At 67.8% G+C, this 12735-nt stretch carries 11 protein-coding genes; 6 read left to right on the forward strand and 5 right to left on the reverse strand.

What is annotated here, in order from left to right; all coding sequences use genetic code 11:
* Positions 1-40 precede the first annotated feature (40 nt).
* The 5 genes from CFB46_RS28555 to CFB46_RS28585 form a co-directional block, all read right to left on the reverse strand.
* Positions 41-1696: a chemotaxis protein CheA gene (locus CFB46_RS28555; protein ID WP_089502068.1), complete on the reverse strand. Its 1656-nt coding sequence runs from the start codon at positions 1694-1696 to the stop codon at positions 41-43.
* Between the two features lie 44 nt (positions 1697-1740).
* Complete coding sequence (locus CFB46_RS28560; RefSeq protein WP_089502069.1) at positions 1741-2022, reverse strand: hypothetical protein; 282 nt, start codon at positions 2020-2022, stop codon at positions 1741-1743.
* 72 nt (positions 2023-2094) lie between these two features.
* Entirely contained in the window at positions 2095-2685 is a 591-nt protein-coding gene (locus CFB46_RS28565; protein ID WP_089502070.1) for a hypothetical protein, read from the reverse strand.
* A gap of 111 nt (positions 2686-2796) precedes the next feature.
* Positions 2797-3120, reverse strand: coding sequence for a hypothetical protein (locus CFB46_RS28570; protein WP_027781104.1), 324 nt, complete (start codon positions 3118-3120; stop codon positions 2797-2799).
* A gap of 1816 nt (positions 3121-4936) precedes the next feature.
* Positions 4937-5860 (reverse strand): AraC family transcriptional regulator, encoded by a 924-nt coding sequence (locus tag CFB46_RS28585; protein WP_027781105.1) that lies wholly within the window; start codon positions 5858-5860, stop codon positions 4937-4939.
* A gap of 180 nt (positions 5861-6040) precedes the next feature.
* On the opposite strand from CFB46_RS28585, the gene CFB46_RS28590 reads away from it, so the two are divergent.
* From CFB46_RS28590 to CFB46_RS28615, 6 genes are all read left to right on the forward strand, one after another.
* Entirely contained in the window at positions 6041-6502 is a 462-nt protein-coding gene (locus tag CFB46_RS28590) for a (2Fe-2S)-binding protein (RefSeq protein WP_027781106.1), read from the forward strand.
* A gap of 2 nt (positions 6503-6504) precedes the next feature.
* Complete coding sequence (locus CFB46_RS28595; protein WP_089502071.1) at positions 6505-8715, forward strand: xanthine dehydrogenase family protein molybdopterin-binding subunit; 2211 nt, start codon at positions 6505-6507, stop codon at positions 8713-8715.
* 488 nt (positions 8716-9203) lie between these two features.
* Positions 9204-9602: a winged helix-turn-helix domain-containing protein gene (locus tag CFB46_RS28600; RefSeq protein WP_027781108.1), complete on the forward strand. Its 399-nt coding sequence runs from the start codon at positions 9204-9206 to the stop codon at positions 9600-9602.
* Positions 9603-10005: 403 nt separating this feature from the next.
* On the forward strand, positions 10006-11160 hold the full coding sequence (sctQ, locus tag CFB46_RS28605) for a type III secretion system cytoplasmic ring protein SctQ (protein ID WP_089502072.1): 1155 nt from the start codon (positions 10006-10008) through the stop codon (positions 11158-11160).
* A 3-nt stretch (positions 11161-11163) separates the two neighbouring features.
* Positions 11164-11838, forward strand: coding sequence for a type III secretion system export apparatus subunit SctR (gene sctR / locus CFB46_RS28610; protein WP_006480865.1), 675 nt, complete (start codon positions 11164-11166; stop codon positions 11836-11838).
* Positions 11835-12623, forward strand: a complete 789-nt coding sequence (locus CFB46_RS28615) for a lytic transglycosylase domain-containing protein (RefSeq protein ID WP_027781110.1) — start codon at positions 11835-11837, stop codon at positions 12621-12623. Before sctR ends, CFB46_RS28615 begins: the two co-directional genes overlap by 4 nt.
* The last annotated feature ends 112 nt before the right edge of the window (positions 12624-12735 follow it).

The raw sequence follows: 12735 nt of genomic DNA on the forward strand, positions 1-12735 counted from the left end.
GCGCCCGGTGCTCCGGTCGCACGGCAGACCGGCCGCATGCCTACGACGAGGTGCTCGTCGAGATGACGGTCGGCGCCGGCGCGGCCGGTGCAGCGTGCTGATCGACCGCGGCGGGCGACAACGCTTGCGCGGGATCGGTCAGCGCCGGCACGTTTGCGGGCGACGCAGCGGCCGCGGCCGCGGATTCGACCGCGTCCGGCACTTTCGCATCCGCTTCCGGCATGTCGGCGGGCATCGCGGCGACGGCAGGCTGCGCGGCCGCCGGTGCAGGCGCTGCGGCAGTCGCCTCCGGCGCCGGCTCGGCAGCCTTCGCGTCGGCAACCGGCGCCGCGACGACGGCAGCCGCCGGCATCGGTTCCGCAACCGGCTCGCCTGCGGCCTGCACCGGATCGGTCGCGGCCGGCATCGGCTCCGGTGCTTGGACCGCGACGGGGTGTGCAGGCTCGGGCGTCTTGACGGCGACGGCAGGCACGGGCTCGGGAGTCCTGTCCGCGACGGCAGGCACCGGCTCGGGGGTCTTGTCGGCAACTGCCGGGGCAGGCGCCGGCGCCTTGTCGGCGACCGTCTGCGCGGGCTTCGGCGCCTTCGTATCGGCGACCGGTGCGGCAGGCGCCGGCGATGCCTTGTCCGCCGCAGCCGGCGCGGCGATGACGGCTACTGCCGGCACGGCGGCCATCGCGGCGGCCGGTACGACCGATGCCGCGGGCGAGGTGGCGGCGATGGCAGGCGCGGCAGCCGCCGCAGGTGCCGCGGCGGCCGGGACCGCGGCGGCCACGGCCGGCGCTGCAACCGCCGGTGCGGCTGCGGCAACGGCCGGCATCGCCACTGCCGGCGTGGCGGCGACAGGCGCCATCGCCGGCACCGGCACCGGGACCGGCACCGAAACCGGCGCAGCGCGCATCGAGGCCGTCTCGATCGGGCGCGTCGGCGCCGGCGCCGGCGCGGCCGAGCCGAGCGGCGGCAGGCCCATCCGGTCGCGCACGATCGGATCGTGATACTTGATGTCGTCCGCGACGGTCGCTTCGACGCTGGGCGCCACGTTCGAACGCGCGAGCGGCGCGGTCGTGCCCGGGCACAGGTGCCCGGTCGCTTCCACCGCGCGTCGGTTCGCATCGCTCTGGCACAGCAGCGCGAGCGCCACGTCGGTCAGGCCCATCGCACGGAATTCACGCGCATCGAGACGCCGCACGCAGGCCTGGTCGACAAGCGTCGTGCCGCCCGTCGCGCCGAACCCCGGGAACGACACGCCGACACTCACCGAGCCCATGCAGGTATCGGACAGCGTGGTCGTGAGGCCGGGCGCCTGGATCGACGGATTCGTCTTGATCGTCTGCGTGCCGGAGTAATTGACGTTTTCCGTCGCCTGGGTGTTGTACGGGCTGCTGCCCGGCGCGCCGGTCGCGAGCGCATTCGTGCTCTGCGGCGTCACGTTGCCGCCGGCGGTGCCGGACGGCATCGTCACGTTGACGTTCACGCTCGAATTGCCGCTGCCGCGCACCCCGCTGGAACTGGTGGCATTCCCGCCGCGCGAACTCGTCGTATTCGTGTTCATGCTCGAACCGCCGCCCTGGCTGATCGCCGTCGACGATGTCGACGATTGCGCGCTCGACGTCGAATCGGCGGTTTGCGCGTGGGCGCCGATCGTGGTCATCGCGAACATCGCCGCACATGCCACCTTGATCCTGTTGCTGTTCATTTCACTCTCCGGACGAGGTTTGACCTCCCACCCAGGCAACCGTACTAATTCCCCTGAATGCCTTCAGTTTTCGCTGCTTCCCCGAACTGCTTCCAGCCGCTGCCCAGCTGGGACCACGAGCCGGCCGACATGCCCTGCCATTGCTGGGTGTCCGGTCCGCCGATGGCACTGCCCGACGAAAGCGTTTGTTGTTCTGACGGTTTGGTTGTCTGAGAAGGGTTGTTTGACGTCTGCATATTCGATTGCCCACCATCGGCAGCACGGTCAGCGCCATACGCCGTCAGAGACGCGAGCATCAGAGCGGCGGCAATCAGGTTCTGCTTCATGCCAACTCCTTACGTGACAACGATGCGGAAAAGAGACCAGCGTCGCTGGGAAACTGGTCCCCCCACACCTGACTAATGACTGCTCCCGGTCGCGCTCGAGTCTCCCTGGCTTCCGCCCGATGCGGACGGCGAACCGGCCGGACCGGTACTCCACACGGTCGACGAGTTGTAGTGATTCGAGCCCGCGATCGCGCCCGACCCGCCACTGCCCGTCCACCCCACGGCGCCCGCGTTGGCGATGCCGTGGTCGTTCGCGCCCGTGGCCGTGTAGTGGTTCGCGCCGAGTACGATCGTGGCGGTCACCCCTCCCGAAAGCGCATTCGCGTTCTCGTTCGTGCTGCCGTTCCCGGCGAACGAACCCGCGGCACCGATACCGCCGCCCGCCGCGAACGCGCCCCCGTTCGTGCCCGAGCCGCTGGCCGTCGAAGTCGAGTTGTGAAAAGCGGACGCCGTGCCGGCGGAGCCGGCGGGTGTCACGGTACTTCCTGCATTCGCGCCGGCCGTCGAGGTCGAATTGCTGGTATAGCTGCCGGAGCCGACCAGCACCGAACCGGAAACACCCGCCGCAACGGATTGCGTCTGGTTGGTCGTGGACGATCCGGCCGCCAACGCAGCGGACGAAATGACGGTGAGCGCTGTCGCTAACATGACTTTGGCTTTCATAGCAATTCCTTGCTGTGAGGAAGTTCGACGGTGGCGGAGCCGGGCCTGCCCTTGCGGAACAACACCCGGCATCCGTGCCGCCAGCCAATGACGAACGCTACGCGTCGCGGCTTAGTGGTGATACGTCCAGCCGGTCGAGCCCGCGTTCGCGCCGCTGCTGCCGCCTGCTTGTGCGCCGCCGAAGCCGAAGCCGCCGACCGTCGACGTTTGCGTGTGGTTCGTGTACGAGATCGAACCGCTGCTGCCGCCACCGGCCATTGCGCCGGCTGCGCCGAGTGCCGAGCCGGAATCGGTTGCGGTGAAGTGGCCGAACCCGGCGACCCCGGCCATCGTCTGGCCACCGCTCGACGAGTTGCTGCTCGAGATCGTGCCGCTCGCTGCAAACGCTGCACCCGAAACCGCCAGAACTGCTGCTGCAATCAGAAGCTTCTTCATGGTCGACTCCATAACGGCGTGGAGAGAATGAGCATGGAAGATCGCACGCCATCAATCTTCCTGCCTCGAGCAATCCTTGAAAGTAAGGATTGCTATCTAATAAATAAATTATTTCAGGCTCGTGAATTGGATTTTTATTTTTGACCAGCCGAAGTCTAGTTTTATGTTTTTAAGTTGTCCAAAAATTTATGAGTAGGTGTTTTCTATTATTTTTATGAACATTTGAATTCACCAAAAACATCGTCGATTACATCCACCGGAATTACACACACATCTTTCCGGCTCGCGATTTTCAATACCCCGCCCCAAAACAGATACCGGCACCGGCACCCGTTTCCGGAATTGAAAATCAGCGAATGTATTGACTACCGCAAAACGCAGCGCCCGCTCGACATACGCCCTTCAGCCGGGCGACAACGAGCCTGCATTGCAGCCAGACGACATGTCTGCTCCCTGAGCTGACGAAGAAAAGCCTTCCGGATAACCCGGCCGACGCGCGTTCGATCTAATCCGGCCGGCGCCGGCACTGGCCCGGCGCGATCGAAACGGCTCTGCACGGTTGAAGAGGAATCGGCGCGACGCTGTCCGGCACGAACAGCGTGCCCCATCCGGGAGCGCTGAATGAAGGCGAGCATCGCTGTCGCCGGGTTGTCGCGCGAAACGACACCCGCTCCAGCACGCGACGCGCGCGGAGGGCGGAAAATCGGCAAGGCGCTACCGACGACGCTGGCACTGCGTCGCAAGCGCTACCCCAATCAGTCCGACTACCCCTATGGTGCGCTAGAAACGCGCGGATCAAGCCACTGCTTATAGTGTTCATCGCCGCTTCCCCGACTGGCTTGTGACGAACTGGCCGCCCCCACATCATCGTTGCATCGTGTCGACCGCTCGCCGGTGCGTCCCATCTCGCAAACCGCATGCCATGCGATATTCCACTGCGCATTGCGCGCGGCATGCGGCCGCCAGCCCCGACCATTTCGCAGGGAACGGCATTTTTCGTTTCAGGAATGTATCGCGATAACGGCCCCCGTGCGGCGGCGATCATTGAACACCGCGACGCAATGCCTTGATTTGACGGACGAATCCGGCGCGTCCAGGCGCGCCGGACGTCCCCGCGAACGGTTGTTTCAACCTTGAGAACCGTCTCCCGACACATGGCCCGCGGTTCGCGCGTTTCTGCTGAGGAACCGCGTGTTGCGGAGGCCGGCAGCCGTCCATTACGCCCCGCAAACGGGGGCCAGCCGCTCAATGCCTCGCACCGCACGGCCGCCGATACGGTCGGAACACGGGTTCTCCCCGAAATACGAAACGAATTTGATTCATCCGTGAAAATACCCACACGATCATGCGGCGAAAAATCTTGCCATCCGGCACGCTGCGGGCGTAATAATTAAAACAAATGCAAGCACTCGATTTCGACAAAATCGCGCCCAGCGTTTTCATTCCATTCGACCAACCTCATTTCACCCATGGATCCCAGGCGAGCAATTCATTGAAGAAACGTTTTCGAGCATTTATCCGCTTGATTCTCATTATTTGAAAATGCCGATCCAAGACACCTTTCACGCCGTCGGTCTCGTAAAAACCTGATTCATCGCGCGTTTCGCCGTGTCGAACCGTATCGATCCCGCGATCGCCACGCGAGCTTCCCCTGTCCCCACGATTCACGCATGAATCACAAACGCGCGCGCCGAACGGTCACGACCCGGCCGCGCCCGCATGCAGCGGGATTTCGTCATTCATGGCATGCCGATTGACTGATGTCGGCTCGCACCGAGCAGTACGCCACGGCGCACGAAATACAGGCGGCCGCCCGTCAGCCGAGCAGTTCCTTCTTGCGCAGATGCACGACGTCGCGCATCGGCGGCGCGCCGAACAGCCGGCTGTATTCGCGGCTGAACTGCGACGCACTTTCGTAGCCGACGACGGCCGCCACCGATCCGACGTCGCCGCCCTGCCGCAGCAACAGCCGCCGCGCCTCGTGCAGCCGCAGTTGCTTCTGGTACTGCAGCGGGCTCAGCGTCGTCACGTGCTTGAAATGATGGTGCAGCGACGACACGCTCATGTTGACCGCCTGCGCGAGCGATTCGACGCGCATCGGCTCCGCGAAGTGATCGCGGATCCATTCGATCGCACGCGCGATCCGGTGCGTCTGGCTGCCGGCGATCGCCATGTGCCGCAGCCGCGTGCCCTGCCCGCTCGTCATCAGCCGGTACAGCACTTCCTTCTCGATCAGCGGCGCGACGACCGCGATGTCGGCCGGCGTATCGAGCAGCCGCAGCAGCCGCAACGCCGCATCGAGCAGCGGCGGCGTCAGCTCCGCGAGCGCGATCCCCTCGCCTTCCGGGCCCGCGTCGGGCTCGGGCAGCCGCATCTCGGCCGCCAGCTCGACGATGCGCTGCGGATCGAGCGTCAGCGACAGGCACAGGTACGGTTCGTCCACCGACGCACGCGTCACGCGCGAGAGGATCGGCAAGTCGATCGACGTAATCAGGCAATTGTGGGTGTCGTATTCGTAAGCGTGGCCGGCGACGATCACGCGCTTCGCGCCCTGCGCGGCGATCACCAGCGCGGCGCGCGACACGCCGCAGCCGAGATCGACCGGCCGCGTGTGCCGATGCAGCATCAGACCCGGCACGGCCGTCGAATGCGAGCCGTCCGCCGGCGCGAAACGGCCGATCAGCGACGCCAGTTCGCGCCGCCCGGATTCGCGCGACGCCACGATATCGGTCATGTCCATGACGCATCCTCGAATGATTTCCCGTGTCGCGCGAGCATAGCGAAACGGCTCGCGGCGTGCGAGGGATTTGCAGGATTGTTCAATAAATTTGCAGGATTGGGTAGACGCAAAAACCGGCTGCTCGCGCACACTCCCCGCTAATCCGGCCCATGCCGGGTTTTCCCCACGGAGACAACCAAAATGCCCACCTCGTTTGTCCTGAACGGCAAGAACGTCACCCTCGACGCCGATCCGTCGATGCCCGTCCTCTGGGCGATTCGCGAACACGCGGGATTGACCGGCACGAAATTCGGCTGCGGCATGGCGCAGTGCGGCGCGTGCACGGTGCATCTCGAAGGCCAGGCCGTCCGCTCGTGCGTGCTGCCGCTCGCCGGCATCGCCGGCAAGCACGTCACCACGATCGAAGGCCTGCAGAGCAAGCCCGCGCAGGCCGTGCAGACCGCATGGGTCAAGCTGCAGGTGCCGCAATGCGGCTATTGCCAGTCCGGCCAGATCATGTCGGCCACCGCGCTGCTCGAACAAAATCCGAAGCCGACCGACGCGGACATCGACGCCGCGATGAACGGCAACCTCTGCCGCTGTGCGACCTACGCCCGCATCCGGGCCGCGATCCACGACGCGGCCGCGACGCTGGGAGCCTGACCATGACGATCGAACTCGACAACACCGATTCGGTGCGCCCGTCGCGCCGCACGTTCCTGAAGGCCGCGGGGGCAGCCGCCGCCGTCAGCCTGACCATCGGCTTCGACTGGGCCGGCCTCGGCCGCCGCGCGCTCGCCGCGACCGCGCCGGCCGGCGATTTCGCACCGAACGCATTCCTGCGCATCACGCCCGACGGTGCCGTCACGGTGATCGCGAAGCACGTCGAAATGGGCCAGGGCGCGTATACGGGCATCGCGACGATCGTCGCCGAGGAGCTCGACGCCGACTGGTCGAGCGTGCGCGTCGAAAGCGCGCCGGCCGATGCGAAGCGCTACGCGAACCTCGCGTTCGGCACGATGCAGGGCACGGGCGGCAGTTCGGCCATGTCGAACTCGTGGCAGCAACTGCGCGAAGCGGGCGGCAAGGCGCGCGCGATGCTCGTGCAGGCCGCGGCGGCCCGCTGGAAGGTGCCGGCCGCCGAGCTGACCACCGCCAACGGCGTCGTCACGCACACGAAGAGCGGCAAGACGGCCGCGTACGGCACGCTCGTCGCCGATGCGTCGAAGCTGCCCGTGCCCGACAAGGTCACGCTGAAGCAGCCGGCCGATTTCAAGCTGATCGGGCACCGGATTCCGCGCGTCGACGCATCGTCGAAATCGAACGGCACCGCGCATTTCACGCTCGACACGACGTTCCCCGGCATGCGCGTCGCGCTGCTGCAGCGGCCGCCGCGCTTCGGCGCGACGGTGAAATCGTTCGACGCGACGGCCGCGAAGGCCGTGCCGGGCGTCGTGTCGGTCGTGCAGGTGCCGGGCGGCGTCGCGGTCGTCGCGAACGGCTTCTGGGCCGCGAAACAGGGCCGCGATGCGCTGAAGGTCGAATGGGACGAAACGAAGGCGGAAAAGCGTGGCTCGGATGAGCTCATGCGCGAATACCGGCAACTCGCCGAGAAGCCGGGCACGTCGGCGCGCAAGGACGGCGATGCCGATGCGGCGATCGCCGGCGCGGCGCGCAAGATCAGCGCGACGTACGAATTCCCGTACCTCGCGCATGCGCCGATGGAGCCGCTCGACGCGGTCGTCAAGCTGACGGCCAACAGCTGCGAGATCTGGGCCGGCGACCAGTTCCAGACGGTCGACCAGGGCAATGCCGCCAGGACGGCCGGACTGAAACCCGAGCAGGTGCAGATCCACACGCTGTATGCGGGCGGTAGCTTCGGCCGGCGCGCGAACGCGTGGTCGGACTACGTGGTCGAGGCCGTGTCGATCGCGAAGGCGCTCGGCGCGGACGGCAAGCCCGTCAAGCTGCAATGGACGCGCGAGGACGACATCCAGGGCGGCCTCTACCGGCCGATGTACTTCCACAAGCTCGACGCGGGCCTGACCGCGGACGGCCGGCTGGTGGGCTGGCGCCACCGGATCGTCGGCCAGTCGATTCTCGCCGGCACACCGTTCGAGGCGTTCATGGTCAAGAACGGCGTCGACGCGACGTCGGTCGAGGGCGCCGCGAACCTGCCGTACGCGGTGCCGAACGTGTCGGTCGAACTCACCACCACCCAGGTCGGCCTGCCGGTGCTGTGGTGGCGCGTGGTCGGCAGCTCGCACACGGCCTACGCGGTCGAGGCGTTCATCGACGAAGCCGCGCACGCGGCCGGCAAGGATCCGTATGCGTTCCGCCGCGACCTGCTCGCGAAGGAGCCGCGCATGCGCGCGGTGCTGGAACTGGCCGCGCAGAAGGCCGGCTGGGATCCGGCCAAGCCGCTGCCGAAGGGCCGCGGGCGCGGGATCGCGGTCGCCGAGGCGTTCAAGAGCTATGTCGCGCAGGTGGCCGAGGTATCGGTCGACGCGGACGGCAAGGTGAAGGTCGAGCGCGTGGTGTGCGCGGTCGACTGCGGGATCGCGATCAATCCCGACATCGTCGCCGCGCAGATGGAGGGCGGCATCGGTTTCGGGCTCGGCGCGGCGATGCACAGCGCGATCACGCTGAAGGACGGCCAGGTCGAGCAGCGCAACTTCGACGGCTACCACGTGCTGCGGATGGCGGAGATGCCGAAGGTCGAGGTGCATATCGTGCCGTCGGCCGAAGCGCCGACCGGGGTCGGCGAGCCGGGCGTCGCGCCGGTCGGGCCGGCCGTGGCGAATGCGATCTTCGCGGCGACGGGCAAGCGGCATTACGTGCTGCCGTTCGATTCGGCGGAGAGCGCGAAGGCTTGATACGCGGGGATGCCGGCTGCCGGGCGAGGTATGCCCCGTGGCCGGCGTTTTTCAACGCATCGCGAGAACACTCTGCTTATCCGGGCTGGTTCCATGTAGGGTTCGATGTCGGCAATTACAACCACTTATGTCACTGATTCATATTGATTTTTCATTGATACCTGTAGGGTTCAATGTAGGGTTCCATGTACGGTTTCCACCGGCCGCCCGCCAACCCGAGTCGAGCGCGTGTTCCCGGCGTCGCCCCCCGTTACATCGGACGTAACGCCCGTAACGTCGCCCCGCGATGCTACGTAACAATCCTTCAGCACCGCCCCGCCCCTTTCATCGATCGTCCGGCGCTTCCCGTTAAAAATTCTTTTAAATTCAAGGCTGCCGCGCCATCCGCGCCGCGACCGCCAGCTATTGCCATCCGACAATCCTCCCCTGGCCCGGAAGTTGCAGCATAAGGCCCGCAAACACTCCTTTACGGACATGCGAGGGCCACCATGGATTGCAAATACCTGTACATCGACAACATAAAAATCAACTTCGTGCGCCGCACGATCGAAATCGACAACAAGGTCGTCGACGTTACGCCGCGCGAATTCGACGTCGTCGAATTCCTGCTCGACAACATGAACAAGATCGTGCCCCGGCAGGCAATCCAGGAAGCCGTGTGGGGCCGCGAGCTCGGCGTGTCGTCGCGCACGCTCGACACCCATATCTCGCGGATCCGCTCGAAGCTGCAGCTCGAACACGACAAGAATCTGCGGATCATCCCGATCTATGCGGTCGGCTATCGCCTCGTGCTGTTCGGCGCGGCGATGACGCACGTCGAGCGCCACGACGCGGCGCCGATGGTGCGCACGGCGCCGCAACCCGCGATGGCCGCCGACTACGCGTAACGCGTCACCCGCGCGCCGCCCGATCGCGGCACGCCCGCAACGCTTCCCCCGCCGCGCTGCGCGGATTCGCAGCACCTCGCGGCCTGCCGGCCGGACGCGGCCTGCACGCCGCCCGGCCCGCCAGCCAGTCGCACCCCAGCCGCCGCCTCCGGGCGGCGGTTGCTTTTGACCGCCAGCCGCCGCACCGCCCTGCTTCATCGCGCCCGGCCGCGCTCCGCCCTCGTTCGTCACGCTTCGTAGCGCCCCGTGCCCGGCATCTCCGCGCGATGGCCGCGACTACGGATTCCGGCGCGGCACGCGGCCATCGCCGTCCCTACAATCGACGCAGCAGCCGCGCGCCCCTCGGCGCCGCCGGCCCCAGAACAATCCGTCGAACCAACGCCGAATCCGCCCCGATCCCGCCGTGCCTGCGCTGTTCCTGACGAATGCCGACGCCGGCGACGCCGCGAACCGGGCCATGCCCGCCGCTTCCCCGCCGCCCGCCGCCGCGCCGGCCGCGGGCGCGCTCGACGCGTCGCCCTACCTGCCGCGCCTGTCCGCCGCCGCCGCGCGCGGGCTGTCGCATGCGTACGGCGCGACGGGCGCCGTCCCGGTCACGCTCGGCGAGCATGCGTACGAAGTGCGCTGGCGCGTCGACGCCGAGCCGGCCGCCGATGCGCACGCGTACCGCTTCATCGTCGGTCCGGCTGCCGGCACGCTCTGGATCGACCCGGTCGCGGAAACCGAATGGCTCGGCGACGCAGCCGACCCGACGGTCCCGGCCGTGATCCGCGCGGCGCTGCTTGCCGACCTGTGCGCGCCGCTCGCGGCCGTACTGCAAGCCGCGACGCGGCAGCGCGTGGAACTGCTGCCGCCGCCGGCCGGCGCGCCGGCCTCGCCCGCCTCAACGGCCGCGCTGCGGTTCGAGCTGCGCCGCGCCGACGCCGCGTGGCGCTGCCACGGCGCGCTGCTGTTCGACGCGCCGGATGCGCTGGCCGTGTTCTTCGCGGCCGCGCCGGCCGCGCTCGCCGACGCGCGCGCGGCCTACGCGAGCCTGCCCGTGCCGCTCGTGTTCGAGATCGGCCGCACCGAGCTGACGACGGCCGAGCTGGCCGACGTCGTCGGCGGCGACATCATCGCGATCGAGCGCTGGAAGGCACACGAGCAGAACCTGCTGTGCGTCGCGCGGGTGCCGGCCGCGCCGGCGTGGGAAATCACCGGACGGCCGTCGGGCAACCGGCTGACCGTCGAACGAATCAGGGAGATGCCTTTGGAACCGACTCGCACCGACTCCGCCCCGCCGACGACGCACGACGCGCCGCCCGCCGACGCGCCGCGCTCGCTCGACGGCCTCGCCGTCGACCTGCGCTTCGAGCTGCCGCCCACGTCGATGCCGCTCGGCGAGCTGAGCGCGCTGCAGCCGGGGGCCGTGATCGAGTTGCAGCAAGGGATCAACCAGAGCGTGATCCATCTCGTCGCGAACGGGATGCTGATCGGCACCGGCCATCTGATCGCGGTCGGCCAGAAGCTCGGCGTGCGCGTCGTCACGCTGACGCAACCCGCGCCGCGCGAGCGCTGAACGATGGGCAACCTGCCGAATCCGGTCGCGCTGATCGCGGTCATCGCCGCGCTCGGCATTGCGCCGTTCGCGGCGCTGATGGTGACGAGCTACACGAAGCTGGTGGTCGTGCTCGGCCTGCTGCGCTCCGCGCTCGGAATCCAGCAGGTGCCGCCGAATCTCGTGCTGAACGGCATCGCGCTGATCCTGTCGCTGTTCATCATGGCGCCCGTCGGGATGTCGATCCGCGACGCGCTGCAGGCGCGCCACTTCGATGCATCCGGGCAATTGTCGACCTCGGACATCGGCGCGCTCGCCGATGCCGCGCTGCCGCCGATCAAGGATTTCCTGGTATCGCATACGCGCCAGCGCGACCGCGAGTTCTTCGTGCGCACCGCGACGTCGGTCTGGCCGAAGAACCGCGCGGACGGCATCAAGGACGACGACCTGCTCGTGCTGGTGCCGAGCTTCACGCTCGCCGAGCTGACGAAGGCGTTCCAGATCGGCTTCGTCATCTACATCGTGTTCATCGTCGTCGATCTGCTGGTCGCGAACATCCTGCTGGCGCTCGGGATGCAGATGATCTCGCCGACGACGATCTCGGTGCCGTTCAAGCTGCTGCTGTTCGTCGCGCTCGACGGCTGGTCGCTGCTCGTGCACGGGCTCGTGCTGTCGTACCGCGTGGCGGGTGCGGGATGAACGCGCGCCGCCTGCGAACCGCCGCTGCTTGCCTGTGCGCGCTGGCCATGCTCGCGCTCGCGTGCCTGCCGGCGCGCGTCGCGCAGGCGGCCGGCGGCGGCGCCGGTTTCGCGCAACTGGCGCGCGCCTGCGCGCCGAACGTCGATCCCGCGACGCTCGCCGCGCTCGTGCGCACCGAGTCGGGTTTCAATCCGTATGCGATCGGCGTGGTCGGCGGGCACCTGACGCGCCAGCCCGCGTCGCTCGACGAGGCGCGCGCGACCGCGCGCGAACTGTCGTCGCGCGGCTTCAGCTACAGCGTCGGCCTCGCGCAGGTGAACGAACGCAATTTCGCGAAATACGGGCTCGATGAAGCGACGATGTTCGAGCCGTGCCGCAACCTGCAGGCCGGCGGCGCGATCCTGACCGAATGCTTCGCGCGCTCGTCGGGCACCGGCCGCGCCACGCAGGCCGCGTTGCGCGCGGCGCTGTCGTGCTACTACAGCGGCAACTTCACGACCGGCTTCTCGAGCGGCTACGTGAGCCGCGTCGTCGCGAGCGCGCAGCGCAATGCGCGCGAAGGCGGCGTCGAACCGATTCCCGTCGTGACCGACACGCCGCCGCCGGCGCGCGAGCGGCGCATGGCCGCGGCCGCCACGACGCCGCCCGACCGCGCGCGGCGCCTGCCGTCGGCCGCCGCGTCCGCCGATGCGCCGTCGTGCCATGCCCGGCCGGTGGTGATGATGTGCCGCGGGCTGCCGGCGAACCAGGCGAAGCGGCTGTGTGTGCGGTGTCTCGATCAGTAAGTCGGCCGCTCCCTCCATCGCGCCCCCATCTCGCCGCCGTTCGTAGCCACGCCCCGGCGGCGCGCGCGCATCGGTCGCGCGCTACGAAACGCGTTGCGTCATCGCGGTGCAT

The sequence above is a fragment of the Burkholderia sp. HI2761 genome, assembly GCF_002223355.1.
GTDB lineage: Bacteria > Pseudomonadota > Gammaproteobacteria > Burkholderiales > Burkholderiaceae > Burkholderia.